Annotated in this window: 19 protein-coding genes and 2 riboswitches; of the genes, 7 read left to right on the forward strand and 12 right to left on the reverse strand. The window is 43.7% G+C overall.

All coding sequences use genetic code 11. The annotated features are described in order from the left end of the window. Nucleotides 1–49: 49 nt before the first annotated feature. The gene (locus SFC66_RS15890; RefSeq protein WP_411219708.1) at nucleotides 50–571 is read right to left on the reverse strand and encodes a recombinase family protein; all 522 of its coding nucleotides are present in this window, start codon (nucleotides 569–571) and stop codon (nucleotides 50–52) included. 146 nt (nucleotides 572–717) lie between these two features. Between SFC66_RS15890 and SFC66_RS15895 the strand changes: the two genes are divergently transcribed. From SFC66_RS15895 to SFC66_RS15910, 4 genes are all read left to right on the forward strand, one after another. Continuing rightward, nucleotides 718–2,190 (forward strand): SulP family inorganic anion transporter, encoded by a 1,473-nt coding sequence (locus SFC66_RS15895; RefSeq protein WP_411219709.1) that lies wholly within the window; start codon nucleotides 718–720, stop codon nucleotides 2,188–2,190. A 14-nt stretch (nucleotides 2,191–2,204) separates the two neighbouring features. Continuing rightward, nucleotides 2,205–2,624, forward strand: a complete 420-nt coding sequence (locus SFC66_RS15900; protein WP_411219710.1) for a universal stress protein — start codon at nucleotides 2,205–2,207, stop codon at nucleotides 2,622–2,624. Between the two features lie 61 nt (nucleotides 2,625–2,685). Further along, on the forward strand, nucleotides 2,686–3,138 hold the full coding sequence (locus SFC66_RS15905) for a GNAT family N-acetyltransferase (RefSeq protein ID WP_411219711.1): 453 nt from the start codon (nucleotides 2,686–2,688) through the stop codon (nucleotides 3,136–3,138). 183 nt (nucleotides 3,139–3,321) lie between these two features. Then, entirely contained in the window at nucleotides 3,322–4,914 is a 1,593-nt protein-coding gene (locus SFC66_RS15910; protein WP_411219712.1) for a zinc ribbon domain-containing protein, read from the forward strand. A gap of 38 nt (nucleotides 4,915–4,952) precedes the next feature. Here the strand turns inward: SFC66_RS15910 and SFC66_RS15915 are convergent, their stop codons facing one another. The 11 genes from SFC66_RS15915 to SFC66_RS15965 all read right to left on the reverse strand — a co-directional run bounded on the left by SFC66_RS15915 (nucleotide 4,953) and on the right by SFC66_RS15965 (nucleotide 15,386). Next, on the reverse strand, nucleotides 4,953–5,735 hold the full coding sequence (locus tag SFC66_RS15915) for a zinc ribbon domain-containing protein (RefSeq protein WP_411219713.1): 783 nt from the start codon (nucleotides 5,733–5,735) through the stop codon (nucleotides 4,953–4,955). A gap of 147 nt (nucleotides 5,736–5,882) precedes the next feature. Then, nucleotides 5,883–7,010 (reverse strand): homoserine dehydrogenase, encoded by a 1,128-nt coding sequence (locus tag SFC66_RS15920; RefSeq protein WP_411219714.1) that lies wholly within the window; start codon nucleotides 7,008–7,010, stop codon nucleotides 5,883–5,885. An 82-nt stretch (nucleotides 7,011–7,092) separates the two neighbouring features. After that, a riboswitch (SAM riboswitch) is annotated at nucleotides 7,093–7,192 on the reverse strand. Nucleotides 7,193–7,287: 95 nt separating this feature from the next. Beyond that, nucleotides 7,288–7,836: a DinB family protein gene (locus tag SFC66_RS15925; protein WP_411219715.1), complete on the reverse strand. Its 549-nt coding sequence runs from the start codon at nucleotides 7,834–7,836 to the stop codon at nucleotides 7,288–7,290. Then, nucleotides 7,833–8,147, reverse strand: a complete 315-nt coding sequence (locus SFC66_RS15930; protein ID WP_411219787.1) for a putative quinol monooxygenase — start codon at nucleotides 8,145–8,147, stop codon at nucleotides 7,833–7,835. Before SFC66_RS15930 ends, SFC66_RS15925 begins: the two co-directional genes overlap by 4 nt. Nucleotides 8,148–8,298: 151 nt before the next feature. After that, nucleotides 8,299–9,462, reverse strand: coding sequence for an MFS transporter (locus SFC66_RS15935; RefSeq protein ID WP_411219716.1), 1,164 nt, complete (start codon nucleotides 9,460–9,462; stop codon nucleotides 8,299–8,301). 54 nt (nucleotides 9,463–9,516) lie between these two features. After that, a riboswitch (purine riboswitch) is annotated at nucleotides 9,517–9,616 on the reverse strand. Nucleotides 9,617–9,717: 101 nt separating this feature from the next. After that, on the reverse strand, nucleotides 9,718–9,891 hold the full coding sequence (locus SFC66_RS15940) for a hypothetical protein (protein WP_411219717.1): 174 nt from the start codon (nucleotides 9,889–9,891) through the stop codon (nucleotides 9,718–9,720). 60 nt (nucleotides 9,892–9,951) lie between these two features. Next, on the reverse strand, nucleotides 9,952–10,518 hold the full coding sequence (locus SFC66_RS15945) for a GNAT family N-acetyltransferase (protein WP_411219718.1): 567 nt from the start codon (nucleotides 10,516–10,518) through the stop codon (nucleotides 9,952–9,954). Nucleotides 10,519–10,648: 130 nt separating this feature from the next. After that, on the reverse strand, nucleotides 10,649–12,772 hold the full coding sequence (locus SFC66_RS15950; protein WP_411219719.1) for an EAL domain-containing protein: 2,124 nt from the start codon (nucleotides 12,770–12,772) through the stop codon (nucleotides 10,649–10,651). Between the two features lie 283 nt (nucleotides 12,773–13,055). After that, entirely contained in the window at nucleotides 13,056–14,051 is a 996-nt protein-coding gene (locus tag SFC66_RS15955) for an alpha/beta hydrolase (protein ID WP_411219720.1), read from the reverse strand. Continuing rightward, on the reverse strand, nucleotides 14,035–14,640 hold the full coding sequence (locus SFC66_RS15960) for a GNAT family N-acetyltransferase (protein ID WP_411219721.1): 606 nt from the start codon (nucleotides 14,638–14,640) through the stop codon (nucleotides 14,035–14,037). The genes SFC66_RS15955 and SFC66_RS15960 overlap by 17 nt, the downstream gene beginning before the upstream one ends. After that, on the reverse strand, nucleotides 14,637–15,386 hold the full coding sequence (locus tag SFC66_RS15965) for a MerR family transcriptional regulator (RefSeq protein WP_411219722.1): 750 nt from the start codon (nucleotides 15,384–15,386) through the stop codon (nucleotides 14,637–14,639). Before SFC66_RS15965 ends, SFC66_RS15960 begins: the two co-directional genes overlap by 4 nt. A gap of 344 nt (nucleotides 15,387–15,730) precedes the next feature. Here SFC66_RS15965 and SFC66_RS15970 point away from each other — a divergent pair, with 344 nt between their 5' ends. The 3 genes from SFC66_RS15970 to SFC66_RS15980 are packed head-to-tail and all read left to right on the forward strand — an operon-like array spanning nucleotide 15,731 to nucleotide 18,539. Continuing rightward, nucleotides 15,731–16,843 carry an ABC transporter ATP-binding protein gene (locus tag SFC66_RS15970; RefSeq protein WP_411219723.1) on the forward strand — a complete coding sequence of 371 codons (1,113 nt, stop codon included), beginning with the start codon at nucleotides 15,731–15,733 and terminating at the stop codon, nucleotides 16,841–16,843. Then, on the forward strand, nucleotides 16,812–17,702 hold the full coding sequence (locus SFC66_RS15975; RefSeq protein ID WP_411219724.1) for a carbohydrate ABC transporter permease: 891 nt from the start codon (nucleotides 16,812–16,814) through the stop codon (nucleotides 17,700–17,702). The genes SFC66_RS15970 and SFC66_RS15975 overlap by 32 nt, the downstream gene beginning before the upstream one ends. A gap of 12 nt (nucleotides 17,703–17,714) precedes the next feature. After that, a complete protein-coding gene (locus tag SFC66_RS15980) occupies nucleotides 17,715–18,539 on the forward strand; it encodes a carbohydrate ABC transporter permease (protein WP_411219725.1) in 825 nt (274 codons plus the stop codon). Nucleotides 18,540–18,605: the final 66 nt, after the last annotated feature.

Below are 18,605 nucleotides of genomic sequence, written 5' to 3' on the forward strand. Positions count from 1 at the left end.
CTTTAGTCTTAAACAAGCGTTTGTATAGATTCATTATTCGACATTAAATCTAATCCTGCATATACCTGTAAAGCGTTGTCTTACTGATACCTGTTTCTATGGTTATGTCCGCAATCGTGTATTTTTTGCTGCGGTACATATCGATCGCTTTTTGTACATTTCGATCTGGTTTCCGCGGTCTTCCGCCTGCTTTATTTCTCGATTTTGCTTCTGATAAACCTGCCTTTGTCCTTTCCCCGACCACTTCTTTCCGAAAATCAGCAATTTGTTCGAGGTGCTGAAAAAAAGAATCCGACCTTGTGTCGATGTGGTCTTCGATAGAAACAAGCGCTGCTTTTCTCTCCTGCAGATTCCGACATATTTCAATCAAATGCTTTGTCGAATTAGCTAAGCTATAGAGTTTGCGTACAACCAACACATCTCCCGGCTGTATTTTCTCCAGCGTTTCTTCCAGTAATGGCTGCTCCTGTATATCTTGCCTTTCCTCTATTACCGTTTCACAAATCTGGATTTCTTCTGGCTGCCTCTCCCATTTCTCTTCTACGAATTCCCTTATATAAGCGATTTTCATTTTTTTCACTCCGTTTATAGTACCAAAAACGTTAGTTTTGGTTCACAAATGACATCAATCATGATACAGTAAGCTTATCAAAATTCGGACTCGACTTCTATGAGACTTGGAAGTCAGCAAAATAAATAAAATGAGGTGTATGAAGATTGACAGCAGCAAAACTGAATAGACAATGGTTTGGCAACATCCGCGGAGACATCCTCTCCGGCATTGTCGTTGCCTTGGCTTTGATTCCGGAGGCGATTGCTTTTTCCATCATTGCAGGGGTGGACCCGATGGTCGGGTTATATGCTTCCTTTTCGATGGCAGTCGTAATTGCCATCGTCGGCGGCAGACCCGCGATGATTTCTGCCGCAACAGGGGCAATGGCTTTATTGATGGTGACATTAGTAAAGGATCACGGGTTGCAGTACTTGTTTGCTACAACGATCCTGACTGGGGTATTACAGCTTTTATTCGGTGTTTTAGGTATTGCCCGATTCATGAAATTCATTCCGCGTTCCGTTATGATCGGATTCGTGAACGCACTTGCCATCCTGATTTTCATGGCACAGGTTCCCCATTTCATCGGAATCAATACGACGACGTATATCATAGTGGGTGTCACGCTTTTGATCATTTATCTATTCCCGCTCATCACAAAAGCTGTTCCTGCTCCGCTTGTGGCCATTCTATCAGTGACGGTTCTATCGTTAGTCATGCCACTTGATATTCGGACTGTAGGGGACTTGGGTGAAATCAAGCAAGCTCTGCCTTCTTTCCTGATTCCGAATATCCCTTTGAACTTGGAAACGTTGCAAATCATCTTCCCCACAGCATTGGCCCTATCCATCGTCGGTTTGCTGGAATCCTTGCTTACAGCTTCCATCGTCGATGATATGACAGATACGGACAGCAATAAGAACAAAGAAGCACGCGGCCAAGGGATTGCCAATATCGTGACAGGCTTTTTCGGCGGTATGGCCGGCTGTGCCATGATCGGTCAGTCCGTCATCAATGTCAAATCAGGTGGTCGCGGACGACTTTCCACACTGGTTGCAGGTATCTTCCTGATGTTCTTGATCCTTGTATTAGGAGATTGGGTCGTCAAAATTCCAATGCCCGCACTTGTCGGTGTCATGATCATGGTTTGTATCGGTACATTCGATTGGTCATCCCTGCGCAGCCTGACACGTGTACCTTTATCGGATTCGACTGTCATGGTCGTAACAGTTGTGGCGGTAGTCGCGACACATAACTTATCGATTGGTGTATTCATCGGTATTCTTCTAAGTGCCATCTTCTTTGTGGCCAAAATATCAAAAGTGAAGGTCGAAGAAATTACGGATACCAACGCTGAACATACCCGTTATGAAATCACCGGACAGCTGTTCTTTGCTTCCGTTACCGATTTCACGAATCAATTCGCATTCGATGTTCCTATAAAACATGTGACACTGGATTTCACCAATACGCATGTCTGGGATGACTCCGCGGTGGCAGCGATTGATAAAATCGTGCTAAAATTCAGGGAGAAGGGCTCTTCCGTCACTCTGGAAGGGTTGAATAAAGATAGTCAGGCACTTATGAACAGATTGACATCCAGCGATTCAGCACATGTGAACGTATCAAACCATTAAAAGGCGGTGCATCCATGTATAAGAAAATCGTAGTGGCAATTGATGGATCCGACCATTCCTTCCTTGCGGCAGAGCATGCCATCAAGCTGGCAAAGCTGCAGCCGGGAGCTCATGTGGAAGGAATCCAAGTTCTTGATTTCGAGAAGACAAAAGCAGATGTCCTGCACAGCAGCGACCCGATTCAGCTGCAAAGCAAACGCGAGGAGAAGCTCCAGCGTTTCCGTGATGCATTCGAAGCAGGGTCCATCCCATACAAATTGATCATGAAGCACGGCGAACCTGCACCGATGATCCTTGAACATGCACGTGATACACAAGCAGATCTCATCATCATCGGCAGCCGCGGACTGAACCCTATCCAGGAAATCGTACTCGGCAGTGTCAGCAGCCGCGTCGCAAAACGCGCCAAATGTTCCGTAATGATCGTTAAATGATTGATAAAGGCTGCCGATGATTTCGGCAGCCTTTTACATAACAAAAAACTGGAGTGATACGATGAAAATACGAAAACTTTCCCCCTCCGAAAAACCTCCTGTCGAAGTGCTGCTCGAAGCAGATCCATCTAGATCAAGAATAGAATCCTATCTTCGTAAAGGCAGCAGCTATGTTGCAGAACTAAAGGAGCATGTCATCGGAATATATGTCTTACTGCCAATCAACCAAGATACCGCTGAGATCATCAATATCTCCGTGAAAAAAGATATCCAAGGAAAAGGGATAGGAAGAAAACTAATCAGCCACGCAATGGAACAGTCCCGTGCACAAGGCTTTGCTTATTTGGTGGTAGGAACAGGGAATTCCAGTATCAGTCAGATTGCTTTCTACCAAAAATGCGGATTTCGAATGAAGGAAATTGAAGAGGATTATTTTCTTCGGCACTATGAGAAGCCCATTTACGAGAATGGTATCCAATGCCGGGATATGATTCGTTTTTCCTACATTTTATAGATTGATTCCAGTCTTTTAGCATAATTATTAAACTTAAAATTGGAATTTACTATAGTTGGATTCCAATTAAACAATTTATTTTCCTTTTCCATCTAGATATTTAGTAGGATAATATTATAATGATAATGCTGTCTTTATTTATTTTTATATTATTATCCTGATAAGACAGGGAGAGGAGTTTTTATGAATTATTGTAAAGAATGCGGAAAAGAATTGAAGCCCGATGCTCAATTCTGTAATAACTGCGGCACAAGCATCACTAGCAGCCCTACTCCGCAGCGTCAGCAACAGCCTGCACCAAAGAAGAAAATGAGCAAGAAAAACAAAATCATCTTAGCAAGTGTCATCGCAGTCCTTGTCATCCTGTTTGCGGGTTATAAGACTGGAGAAGCCATGACTTCCAAGGAAAAGGTTATCGATAAGTTCGAAACCGCATTAGCAGAAAAAGATGCAAAGAAACTAGCAAAAATCCTTTCCACAGACGACAAGGATCTGACCATCACGGAGGACTCCGTAAAGAGCTTGATCACTTATTATGATGAGCATCCAGAGGATTTGGATTATCTTATCTCCGATATGAAGAGTCAGACAGAAGAGTCCGTTGCTTATGCTTCCGGTCCTGTACACCTTTCGATGGACGGGAAGAAATATCTTCTTTACGATAATTATGAAATCAATGTACGGCCCTATTACATAACAATGGCTACCGACTATAAAGACACGGTACTGAAAGTGGATGGCCATGAAGTCGGAACAGCAGATAAAGATGCTTTTGAAAAGACCTACGGGCCCTTCTTACCTGGTACCCATGAGGTAGCTGCAACTTTGGCTCATGATGTAGTGGAGATGTCTACATCGGAAAGCCTCGACCTATACAGCGAAGCTACCAAAACATACACTTCCCTGCAACTAGATGGTTCCGTCAATGACGATATCAAAAAACCAATCATGGAACAAATCAATGCAGTCGGCGATCAAATCGCCCATGCCAAAGCAGCAAAAGATACAAGCTTCCTGAAAGATGCTGGAAAACCATTCAAGCAAACGGTTCAAGATGAAATTGACGATTTGGATTACTGGGGTGAGACAACGTACCAAGGCTCCTACCTTTCTACCGAATTCGATATGGATTCCTTTCATGCCGCTAAACTTGAAGCTGGCTGGGTTGTAAAAGTGGATGTCAGCCAAACTTTCAATGAAGACGAAATCTATGATGGAGATTCAGCTGACTTGGAAAAAGAGACGCATGAGACAAATTATACGATGCTGTATGACGAGAAAGCGAAGAAATGGCAAGTATATGACGCAGACTACACCTACTTTTCCGCTGAAAACCCGGAGACCATGGAAAATAAAAAACCTACTGTATATAAAGCAGATGGAACTGACAATGCCAAATCAAAAACAGCCAATACGGATGAAGAATCAGATATACCGGATACAGCCGTGAACTTGATGGACAATTATCTGAATGGCTTGATCGAAGCTATCAACGGCGATGACTTTGGCAGTGTTTCACCTTATATGGAAGACGGATCCGCGCTGTACAAATCACAGCAAACACTAGTTGATAATCTGACTTCCAAGAACATTACAGAATCATTGGACAGTTACGAGATTGCAAGCTACGAAGAAGATGGGGATACGGCAACTATCACCACCAAGGAAACCGTCACGATTTCGTACAGTGATGGAACCTCTGAAACACAGGATTATGACTGGACATACACAGCGAAAAAATCCGGTGGCCAGTGGAAGCTGACGAATATCGAGTAAAGCAAAAAGCACATCAGCATATGCTGACGTGCTTTTTCTTAATAAATACCAAATAATTCATACATGAGATTTTCTAATTCAAATGAATCGGCAATCATCGAGAACAAAATGGCAATCGCGATTCCAGTAACGATTTGAACGATGAAAATCAAATAGATATTATCGATCCCATGTTGGCGATTCTGTTTGAATCCGGCTATCAATACCGGCGGAATGATACCAAGGGAGCTAAAGAAGCCGATGGACAGAAGGGAAATGCCCCACATGTACATACCTATGAAAGTGAACAAAGCGCCCAAAATCATGATTGCCGTAAACGGTATAAGCAAACTTCCATAACGGACGAATACCGTTTTATAGGCAACTGGCGATTGATCCAATTTCAATACGGCAAATATTATACTGGCAAAAATCAACTGGAAAATAAGAAAAGCAATCAATGGTTTGATTACCACGGCTGCGAATGATACCTCTCCAAAACCTTTGCTGAGGTGAATGTAGAATGTCAACGGCATAATCAATGAGAATAAAACAAATGTAATGATTGCATTCACAAAACTGTCTGTTCCGTATTTCATTCCATTTCCATCAGGACGCTTCAAGACATCAAGAAAATATGAGAAATATTGCTTGGATACTTTTTTGGTAGTTTCCAAGTACTCATTTGGTTTCCCACTTGCTGCTTGCTCACTCGTCGCAGCATGCTGCACGTTAGGCTGCGGGGAACTTCCTGCTGTCTGCCCTTGTAAAGCAGCACCGCATTTCTCGCAAAACTTACTCCCTTCTGGATTTTGGTGTCCACATGACGGACAAATCAACATAAAATCTACTCCTTCAACCAAAAAATTGCACATTCATCTATGTACTTCCTCATTATACAGAATATAGGGCAAAAGAGGCAGTGAATCTTATAAAAACTATGTAAAAAGGCATGCATCATGCATGCCTTTTTACTCATGAATTGTTTTTCAGACACTTTCCTTAGCCGGTATTTTAGCTGCAATCCGATAATAGCTCCCATCAGCTTCGATGTTTTTTGCTTGCAGATAAGCAGTATTTCCTGTCGGCAGATGAACAAATGGTACCTTACTGTTTTTCTCGGTGAACTGAAATTCCCGTTTGACGCTGATTTCTTTCCGCTGATGCACCAAGTTCGCCAAATCCTCCACAATGGCACTGGCCGTTGGCAAAGCACCTGCGCCAGGTCCTTGCAGCTTCAGCTGGCCAACAAGATCACCTTCGATACAAACAGCATTATCCACTCCGTCGACACTGTATAATGGATGAGCAGCTGGCAGCACCACTGGCTCGACAGATGCTGTCACTTCTCCACCCGTATTCTCAAGTGTGGCAACATGTTTTATCTTCCACCCATGTTCTGCCGCAGCCTCGATATCGGCCGAGGAAACGGAACGAATCCCTTTACGCGTCACCTTTTGCCAGTCCGGCTGGGCCTCGAATAATAAATCGCTCAATACCATCAGTTTGTAAAAAGCATCCCAGCCATCCACATCATTGGCAGGATCCGCTTCTGCAAATCCTGCTTCCTGCGCTAGCCGAAGCGCATTTTCGAAAACAAATCCTTTATCAGCCATTTCCGTCAGAATGAAATTGGAGGTGCCATTCAAGATTGCCTCCACTTTCACGACATGATTGATATGCAGCAACTGCTTCAACGTACCAATCACAGGAACGCCGCCTGCGACTGCTGCCTCATATTCCAGTCGTACACCTTTTACCTTCGCCAGCTGCTTCAGCTCCGCTCCATGCGTGGCAATCAGCTCCTTATTTGCAGTGATGATATGACAGCCGCGTTCGATTGCTTCGGTCAAGTAACTGAAAGCCGGCTCGATACCGACACTAGCTTCGATGATGATATCCAAATTTTCTATTGCAAACAGCTCCGCTGCATCATCTGTCAGGATGCTATCTGTCACTTGCTGTTTGTATTTTTGCTTGTCACGCACCAATACACCTGCCACTTGCACTTGTTTCCCGAAGATTGTCTGCAAATTCTCCTGATGGGAACGAATCGTACGCCCAACCGCACTTCCTACCGTGCCATATCCTATCAATCCAATTTTCACTGCTGTCATATATATTGCCTCCTTCAGCTTTTTCTGCATAAAAAAAATCCCCCTGAGAGGACAGGGAGACGAATGAACCGCACTGTGTCTTCTCTCATCTACAGGAATTAGCACCTATACAAGTCGTCAAAACTGTACTTGCAGGTTGCCGGGCATCATCGGGCCAGTCCCTCCGCCGCTCTTGATAAGAGTTTTGTATTTATTTGTTATGGAGGAGTTTAGCATGAAAAGAATGTGCAGTCAACTGAATTTTCCAAAAATAATGAGAGGAGAGCAGTCATGCTATTCATAGTGAGCGGTAATACTTTTTACAGAGTTTGAAGTGATGCTGCTCATGAATTCCGATCAAACAAATACTCTGAATCAGGTTGGGATTATGCGCCAAGGGATCCGGATAACGAATGTGCCCTGCGCATTCACTCTCCATGCCAGCTACCATATTTTCCAAATCCTCGGTCTCCATATCCAATTTTTTTGTGATTTGTTTCAATGATGGCTTGCTTTCTGAATTCTTTGGCGGCTGTAAAATATTCGGCGCCTTCATCGCTTTACCTTTTTTCGCTTTATAAGCTGAATAGATATCTTCTATATCCGTTTTATATGGCTTATGCTTCCACATCAAACTGAACGGCTTCCCAATCGGTATATACAGCTTATTCAACTGCCGGAATCTTTTTATTAGCAAATACAGATGATAGTACGTTTCTCCGATGGACCATTTATCAGAAACAGGCCGAATCCACTCTTTTCCCCTGTAATCATAGATGTCTTCTTCAAACGTTTTCCTTTGTTTATAAATCGTATCAAAATGATCCTTGATGAACTTGCTTTTCATTCCGTATAAAATCCGATCCCACCCAATGTTTGCAGTGTATGAAGGCGTTCGATTCCTGTTATAAGCGGCTTCGCCCGCCGGATTAGCGTTTGTGTCACATCCAGGGCTAGCGAGGCTTGATGGGCTGCTTCATCTGTCCACACCTCATATACATATACTGCTTGCGGTTCATCAGGCGAAATGCTGATTTGATACACTTCACATCCATCTACATGTGCCATTGCTTCAGCTGCTTCGAGCAATATCGAACCCAATTCGTCTCTATTCTCTTGATCAACTAGGAACTTTCCATACAATCCATACTTCAACACCACATCCACCCTTTCTTCCTATCAAGCATCTTTAAATGAAAAAATTCGATGTGCTTTATGATAAATCCTTTAAGCAGAATGTAAAGTCACGCTAAATACTTCTTGAAAATCATCATAAAAAAAGCGAACGATTAACTCGTCCGCTTTCGCATTACTGATTTTGAATTGTTTTTCGCACCGGGCTCCGCAAAGACCATACTGCAAAAGCAAGCGAGAAGATAACCAAGAGACTTCCGGCATGTGCTGTTGTTTGCATGGAAGAAGTGGCTTCATTCACGACTCCACCCACTAATGATCCCAATGAAATTCCAATCTGCAGTGCCGAGTTGTTGAAGCTTTGGTGAATACCAGACGTTTCTGAGTCGGTTTCTACAATGTAATTCTGTAATGGCGGTGCCAAACTCCAGCTTAGAGCAGCCCAGATTACCATCACTACTAGGAATAAGGGGAAGGAAGCTGTCGAGAACGGCAGCACGAATAAGATGACAGCAAATGATGCAACAACTAAGATGATACTCACTTTTGATCCGAATTTATCTGCCAAGCTGCCGCCGAAAGCACCGCCGCCGACTGCTGCAATACCAAAGATAAAGTAGCAAATGCTGACCCACTGTGTATTCAGACCTAACTCTGTTTCAAGGAAAGGTGTGAAATAAGCGTAGATAGTGTAATGACCAGCAAGCAAGAATAGCATCGTCAAATGTGCTGTCAGCATCTTTTTATTGCGCAATGCCTTCAGCTGCGATTTCAATGACTGTACCTGTTCCACCTCGATGCGGCCAAGTGTGAATGCAATCAATAACATGGAAAGCAATCCTAACAGCCCAATGAATAGAAACAGCATCCTCCAGCCGAATACAGCACTGATTTGGATACCAATCGGCACTCCAAATACAAGCGCCGAGCTGATTCCCATATAAATAAGTCCAATCGCCCTCGCACGATGTTGAGGCTGAACGATTTTTGCTGCAATCGTCAAACAAAGAACGATGATCAATGCCGTACTCATGGCTGTGATCACGCGTGCAATCATGACAAACAGGAAGGACGGGCTCAAATAAGTGATGACGTTACCTAGTACGAAGAGACCCATCGTCAGCAGCAATAGTTTCTTTCGTTCGATATTGGCCGTCAATGTATATAAAACGGGACCAGATATTGCATAGACCAAGGCGAACACAGTGATCAGCTGACCTGCCTGTCCGATTGAAACACCCAAATCAGCGGCAATCGTCGGCAATATCCCCCCAACGATCAATTCAACCAACCCTACTGATATAACTGAAATAGCTAATATAAAAACTCTGAAATTCAATTTCCATTTCCTTTCTATACCTCAAATTCGAAAATGGCACATAAAAAACTCCCTAACTACAGATTGGAAATCTGTAGTTAGGGAGTTATGGCTCCTAATAGAGACCCTCAAACCAAATTATTGAGGTTATACAGTGTGAACGAACGTATTCCATTTTCTTTAAGCATTATAGCAAGATAATGATACAACTGCAAGATGAAGTGAGAACCAAATGGCATCACCGCAGTCCTTTATCAAGATCAAACTTTGATTTGACTAGCCTTCCTGACTTCTCACCAGAGCATGAAGATTTAAGCAGATACCATACAATCCAACTGCGATCATACCCAACTGCCCATATAAGTTAAAATCGATCCAGAGATTACCTAAGGTTAAAATCAAAACAACTATGGCGGCAATAGAAATCATATTCTTAAGAAATTTATTCATGATTATCTCCTATTATCCAGTAATCTAGCCATTTTCGGTAACTAAAGAGTCTATAATTCATCAATCGCCAAGGAGATCTTCTTTAACGATTGCGTACTGCTTCACATCATGCTGCTGTCCTTTTATGTATATCTTTTTTCGAAATGTTCCTTCGTACTGCATGCCGGCCTTTTGCATGACACGTGCCGACCCTTCATTATCAATCAAACATTTCGCTTCGATCCGCTCAAGCTCCATCTGTTCAAAGCCGAATCGAATCACTTCTTTCGCCGCTTCCGACATGATGCCTCTCGCCCAATACGGTCGTGCAAGCACATAGCCGATTTCCCCGACATGGTGATTCTGCTGCCAGGAAACATAATTGATCGTCCCTATCAGCTTTTTCTCTTCTTTAAGCTCAATCCCCCAGAACACCGCCTTATTACTTTCATATAAATCCAAGATGATATCGAGGAATTGCCTGGTATCCTCCATCGATTGATGCGCTGGCCATGTTACGAATTCTGATACAGCAGGATCCGATCCATAAGCATACATATCTGCTGCATTCGATGCTGTTACTTTACGAAGGAGAAGACGCTCCGTTTCCAAGACTGGCTGATTTTCGAGTACGTGTTCTGCTTGCATAGGATAACCTCCTGTTTCGTCTTAGGACCATTCTTACATATATATCCACGATGCGAAACAACAAAATAAAAACTTCCTATGTGCAGCTAAGAAATGCACATAGGAAGTAGTGATCACCATAATATTTATCTTAAAACGCCTGATACTTATTTTTCCCATCCTTCTTCGCCTGATACAAAGCCGTATCCGCACTGCGCATCAATTCATATCCTTTCGTCCCGTTCGCCGGATAAAAGGCTATGCCAATACTGGAGGTTGTCTGAAATAGATTCCTGCCGATGTTCCAAGCTTTTTGGAAAGATGCCTTGATATCTTCCGCGATGCGGATGGCATCTTGTTCTTCCTCTATCTCCGGCAGCAGGATGGTAAACTCATCGCCGCCCTGCCTTGCCAGCACATCTTGATTGCGCAAGCACTTCTTTACCCTGTGTGCGAATTGCTTCAGCAGTTCATCGCCGACATCATGTCCGAGTGTATCATTGATATGCTTGAAGTTATCCAGATCCAAATACATGACTGCTTTTTTGGACTGCTTCCCATGCTCCAGTGCTTGTTCCAGTTTTTCTTTGAATAGTCTCCGGTTCGGCAGCCCTGTCAATGTATCGTGATAGGCCATATACGTCAGCTTTTCTTCGTATACCAATCTTTCGGTGATGTCGCGGGAGACAATCAGAAAGTGTTCAAAGATCCCTCTTTCATCGAAGATTGGATTTGCCTTCCCTTCCAGCCAAATCCAATCACCCCGGATATTTTTGAAGCGGAATTTAAGCACACACCCTTCTCGTGTTGCTAACATCTCCTCTAGCTGTTTCCTTACCTGCTTCCGGTCATGATCATGCATAAAACGCCCCGCATGCTTACCTTCATATGCAACAGACGGGAAACCGAGAACCGTAACATGTGATGGCGATGCATACTTGAAATAACCTTCCCAGTCGATGATGCACACCAAATCGGTCATATTCTCAGCAATCAAACGGTAACGCGCTTCACTCAGCCGCAATGCTTCTTCAGCGTTTACCTTTTCTGTGTCAATCGGACGATATGCCGGTTCCTTTTTTTCTGTGATATCGACGGAGCATCCGATTACCTCGACAACCTTTCCCCCTCTTAATATTGGACGCAGCGAGGTAACATACCTCAATCCATTTACATCGGATTCATATACGACGTTTTCTTCCCCCTGCCAGGCACGCTCATAATAGCTTATCTTCCTGTTTACTTCGGCATCGGATAAAAATTCCTTCATCTCTTTGCCGATGATTTGTTCCGGTGTGAGCTGCATCCGGTAAATCAATTCTCCATCACTGAAAATGTGGATGAACTTGCCGTTTTCTTTCCTATATTTAAAAATCATGCCTTGCTGTTTGCGGACGACTTCCTGCAAATCCTGATATGTCTTCTCCACTCCCCACTGCAGCCAAGACTCTCTCGATGACTCAAGCGAAATCCCTTCATTGTGCACAATTTCCTCTACTTGCGGGATGATGGCCGACAACTCTTTCGCCGGGACAGGTTTGCTGAAGAAAAATCCTTGCGCTTCGTCACAAAGGTTCTGCTGCAAGAAGATAAGATGATCCTTGAACTCCACGCCTTCTGCATTCACCTCGAGCTGCAATTGATGTGCCATCGCAATGATCGTTTTCACGATGGTCGCATCTTTTGAATCAATCGTACAATTTCGTACAAATGATCGATCTATTTTAACAATGTCTATCGGAAATTCTTTCAAGTGATAAAGTGAGCTGTAACCCGTGCCGAAGTCATCCATGCTGATCCGGACACCGATTTGCTTCAGCTTATGCAAAACTGGCAGTACATGCTCAACGTTCATCGTCATCGATTCGGTGATTTCCAATTCCAAAAAGTCGGGATCAAGCCCTGATTCACCCAGGATCGCCTGTACCCTGTCAGTCAAATCATCCTGGTAAAGCTGTGATGCAGATAGATTCACCGCTATGATCATAGGCTCCAAACCCATATCCTGCCACGCTTTATTCTGTTTGCACGCTGTGGAGAGGACCCATTCCCCGATAGGCAGAATCATGCCAGTCTGTTCCGCCGCAGGAATGAATTCCAGCGGCGAAATCATCCCCATTTCTGGATGTTCCCAGCGAATCAAAGCTTCTGCACCGACTAATTTGCCTGTTTTCAAATTAAGCTTCGGCTGATATAGAAGACAAAATTCCTCTCTCTCAAATGCATGAAGCAGATCTTCTTTTGTTATCTGTTCATTTCTATCTGTTGTATTCATATCACTGCACCTCGTTATCTAAGGTCTGTTTGCACGGCTGTTTGGTTATATAGTGATAGTTATTCCCTGCTGTATGCTTCATGATTATACAATCAACTTCGGTTGGATACGATACTTTTCGTATACTAATTACAGGGAAAATGTATTTTTTCTCATTATTGCGACTTTGGAGCAGTCAAAGAAGTAATCAGTGTATCTATACCCGTTAATTTATATCAGGATTCTCCTTTGAAGCCTTGGATAAAAAAACCGTCAGCGGCTGCTGGCGGTTCCCGATAATATATTATATGTCACGTATCACGTCTTCACAATAATCCAGATAATCCTGACTGATAAGCGTGTGCTTCGGCGCAAGGAGGGCACTTATATAAATGAGCATGTCGGAATCGTGCAACGATGGGTTCAGCATGGAATGGCCGACGTTGTCTATTGTCTTTACTGCTAATTGCCACTCCGGCAGCAGTTGTCGGTACACTTTCTCCGTTTCAGCCGAGTTAACATTTGCATCGTTTTCAGCCAGTATGACATATACAGGTGACTTGATCTTCTTTATATCCTCTGTTGCATCTGCTGCGATATTTTTTTGCACGAATGTATATCGGTCTTCATCCAGACTGTCATCTCCGGTCTCTTGTTTGTATGTTTGAAAGGCAGCTCCGGAAAGGATGAGTTCGGATTCCTTTCTATCCTCGTTTAAGACATACTTTATTTCGTCTTCTGTTTTCCCATCACGTTTCATTTCTTCCGTGGTAAAATACTCCCCTTGCCGCAGCCAATTGATGGCCGGTCCAACTAATATGGAAGCCGTCACATCGTCACGCTCCTGCTGCACCTTCGGAATCACCCAGCCTGCTTGACTGGCTCCCCAAAGGATTATCTTCTCGGTATTAAAATTTTCTTGATCCTTTACCCACTCAATCACTTCTGACACTTCATCCGCTCGATCATCCATCGATTGATCCAGCCAATTCCCCGCTGAGTCTCCCACCCCAGGCTTATCCCAGGAAATCGATGCATACCCTTGCTTGGCAAAGCGCTCCATCAAAGGTTTATAGCCTCCGTCCTGAGTTGCATTTTGCGGACCGTCCCCATGCACGAAAATCACGACACCCTCGTTCTCCTCTTCCGGCATGGCGGCAAACCCACTTAATTCACCTTGCTCCGTTTTAATGGTCACATGTTTCTCTTGCATCCCATAACTATTTTCAAACAGGAAAACTCCTGCAAGCACCAATATGACCAGCAGCATGGTAAGCAGTACTTTATATCTTTTCTTCATTCTCCCAAGCTCCCCTCCACACCATAAAGTACCAGCTCTCTATTCCATGAAAGTAGCGACCAACTATACTTGTCCCCTTTTTCATGATGCGGAACTGCTGCTTTTCATATAGCCTCCTGGCCGCGGTATTATTTGCTGACACAAACAATGAGATATACTGATCTGCCTCCGCTTGTTGTTTTACACGCTCAATGAGCTTTGAGCCAATTCCCTGTCCCCGGCATGACTCAGATACAGCGATGAAATCGATGTGAATCTCTTTTTTGCTGCAGCTGTGATCGAGTGAATAGAGAAAAAGCATGGTTTTTACAAAGGATGCCAAACGCAGCTTGCTGTACAAGCGCTTTGGTAAGTTTCCCATTTTCCAATTCCTTGGTTTGATGAAAAGAACGCCATCTATGCTCTTTTCGCCCATTATCAACAAATCATCATAATGATTTTGCAAAATATGTTCTGCCAAGCAAAGCAGCACACGCTTCTGTTCCTCCACCGACAAGCGAAGCGCGTGAAACTTCTTACCAAATCCTTCGATTATCAGCTTTGCCAAATCTTCTGCAGGATGATTCACACTCATCGCAGAGATGGTCATTTGGCTTTCACCTCTAAGCAATACACCATGGACTTAGTCTGGAAAACGGATAGATACACTTCTTCCCGAATGAGTAAATCGCCATCATATGCGGCGTCCTCCTGGGCAAGATCCTCATAGAAATCTTCTATTTCTTGATATAGCTCATCTTCTTGCTCAATGACGACTTTCTTCTGATAATACATTCCCCCCGGCATGATATAATCCGCCTCCGAGGAGTCTGATTTACACATGGCACGGATATTCTGACCACTGTCAGGTATTGCATAAGCAAGCTCATCCAGAACCTTCATGCTGTCATTTTTATCCTTAGCCAGCATCTTCAAATTCAGATTATATGTTTCATCCAACAAAGACTCCGGCAAAAAGGTAAAGTATCGATCATCCCTTATCTCTTTACTCAGCTTACTTGTTTCCGCCTGCTGCAGCTCAATCATTGCCTGCATTTTCCCTTTTAAAGTACTTAGTCGCTTTATCTCACTCTCGACCTTTAATAGAACAGACGTCAGCGATTTTGTATAATCAGCTTCACTATTCATACTGGCTCTAATGTCTTTCAAGCTAAAACCAATTTCCTTCAGAAGCAGAATATGCGCCATCGTATACACTTCCGCTTCTCCGTACATATGATAGCCATTTTCATCAATGAAGGCTGGTTGTATCAATTGCTGGTCTTCATAATGCCTTAGTGTATATTTCGTTATATCCAGTAATCCCGCTAATTCACCACTCGTTAAATATTGCATACTGTCTCCTCCCCTATAGCAATAGCATAAACCGTGTGGTTACCACACAGTCAATGGTGTTTTGACATATCCACAATAAAAAAACCTCCCATAAGATTTAATGGAAGGTAGAAAATTATCTTTACTTGCTGTTCTCTTTCCGATGGCCAAAATTAACCCAAGATTACAGAATAACACACGATTAAGCCAGCTTTCTCCTGTTAAATTTATTTTTACAATACCTTAATAGTAAATTGATACTAGTTTGATAGTATGTTCATGAAATTAGTATGACATTAATTTTAGCATGACTTGGATTTCACAGGTAAAAACACTCATAAATAGACCACCTTGGGGGAGAAAACATGGATATCCGCATCGATCAGCTTTCAATGGCTTTTGATGATACTACTGCTGTGCGTGAAATGACGACAACCATCAAAGATGGGGAGCTCGTCTCTTTACTCGGTCCTAGCGGCTGCGGCAAGAGCACGACTTTGATGCTTCTGTCAGGATTGTACAAGCCCACTGCCGGCAAAATCTATTTCGGCGATAAAGATGTGACAAAGCTGGATGCAGAAAAACGCGGGATCGGGATGGTATTTCAGAGCTATGCCTTATATCCGCATTTGTCCGTCCTTAAAAACATCATGTTTCCACTTAAAATGCAGAAAGTGGCTAAAAAAGAGGCAGAAGTCCGCGCGAAAGAAATGGCCGAACTTGTCCAAATCGGCCACTTGCTCGACCGGAAACCCGGCCAATTATCCGGCGGTCAGCAGCAGCGTGTTGCCATTGCCAGGGCACTCGTCAAGAAACCGAATGTCCTCTTATTGGATGAACCCCTCTCCAATCTTGATGCCCGGCTGCGTCTGGAAATGCGGGAAGAGATTCGCCGTATTCAGCAGGAAATTGGTATCACAGCTATTTTTGTCACACATGACCAGGAAGAAGCACTAAGCATTTCCGATCGCGTCATGCTGATGAAAGATGGCATCATCCAGCAGGAATCGGCACCACAGAATATGTACAAAAAACCAGAGAATGAGTTTGTTGCCTCATTTCTCGGTAACCCTCCCATCAATCTGATGACCATAACCAAAGACAAAGATAATCATTCTTATCAGCTAACTGATCAAACGATTGATTTACCGGCATTGCCGCCCGAAGAGCTTCAAACAGTTCGTCTGGGCATTCGAGCGGAGGATCTTTACATATCTCAAGAGAATCCGCTTTTCCACGGAAAAATCATACATATCGAAACAATCGGCCGTGATACACTGATTCGCTTGCAGGTAGGCAGCATTACTGTCCGTGCACTTGTCGATCCGAACCAGCAGCTTCAAATAGGTGATATCCATGGCTTAGGCGTTCATCCTGCAAGTATCCATTACTTCCATCCGGAACACGGAAACCGTCTTCCGGTCCATAAGAAAGGCGGGTTGATGCATGCAGAAGCCAACGTGGAAGAGCACGCTTAAAGGCTATCTTTATTTGTTACCTGCTTTACTGATTTTAGGTGTATTCAGCATCTATCCTATCGTCAAATCATTCCTGATGAGCTTTTATGTGGATTATAACTTCTTTACTGACACAGTCAATGCGTATGGATTGGAGAATTTCACGAATCTATTTCAAGATCCCAATTTCATCACAGCTTTGAAAAATACAGGCATTTTCGTCATTGGCGTCGTACCGCTGTCGATCGTCATTTCACTGGCAATCGCTGTACTGCTCAATAGCAAAATCAAACTGAGCGGCTTCTTCCGGACAATCTACTTCCTGCCATTCGTTACATCCGTGGTGGCTGTAGCGATCGTCTGGAGCTGGATCTTCCATTCGGATTATGGGCTGCTGAATTATGCGCTTGGACTGTTCGGAATCGATCCGATCAATTGGCTCACCGATCCAACTTATGCTATGCCCTCATTGATTATTTTGAGCATCTGGAAAGGGCTCGGATTCAATATCATCATTTTCCTGGCGGGCCTGCAGAATATCGGAAATCAGTACTATTTGGCGGCAAAAGTGGACGGTGCTTCTGCCTGGAATCGATTCAAAAATATAACTCTGCCGCTATTATCACCAACGATGTTCTTTGTATCCATCATATCCATCATCAATGCTTTCAAAGTCTTTGACGAGATATTCGCCTTGTTCAACGGCAGACCTGGGCCTGCGAATAGTGCCCTGACCGTTGTCTATTATGTGTATCAGAAATTCTATCAAGAATGGCAATTCGGCATGGCATCGGCTGCTGCCTTTGTCCTGTTCATCATCATCTTCCTGTTCACTATCATCCAATTGTTAGTAGGAAAGAAATTTGTTCATTACAACTAAGGAGGAATCAGGATGCGTAAAGAAGCTTTATCCAAAGGAACGATTTATGTACTTCTGTCAGTAGGAGCCATCCTCATGCTGCTCCCATTCGTTTGGATGATCAGCACCTCGCTGAAAGCTTCCAATGAAGTGATGGCGATGCCGCCTATCTGGATTCCTTCTGACTGGCAGTTCGGGAACTACGCAGAAGCGAGTGAAACTGCACCATTCGGCACTTATTTCTTTAACAGTATCGTCGTCACGTTACTGACTACAATCGGGGAATTATTGACGACCATACTGGCTGCCTATGCCTTTTCTCGGATTAATTTCTACGGTAAAGGCGTTGTATTTGCTGTTTTGCTTGGAACGATGATGGTCCCAGGCGAAATGCTGTTGATCCCGAATTTCGTCACTGTCTCCAACTTAGGCTGGATCGACTCTTATGAGGGACTCGTTGTACCTTGGATTGCGAGTATTTTCTCCATTTTCCTATTGCGCCAGTATTTCTTCTCTGTACCGCAGGAGTTATCTTATGCGGCGAAAGTGGATGGCTGCAGTGATTTTAAGTTTCTATGGTATGTGATGGTGCCTTTGGCGAAGCCTGCATTGATCACAATTGCCCTGCTGAAAATCATCGGTAGCTGGAATTCTTTCCTCTGGCCGTTGATCATCACCAACTCCCAAGAACTGCGGACACTCCCTGTCGGTTTGTCAGCATTCACAACCGAAGCTGGTATCAAGTATGAATTGCTTATGGCAGCTTCGACAATGGTCATCTTGCCCATGCTGCTGCTATTTTTCGTCATGCAAAAGTATGTCATTTCCGGAGTTGCCCGAAGCGGATTGAAAGGCTGATCATGAAGTACTTATTGGAGGTGATGCACAGGGAATCTGATGCAGAACACGTTAATAGTCAGTAAA

This window comes from Terribacillus saccharophilus (assembly GCF_046592895.1).
GTDB classification, from domain to species: Bacteria; Bacillota; Bacilli; order Bacillales; family Amphibacillaceae; genus Terribacillus; species Terribacillus saccharophilus_D.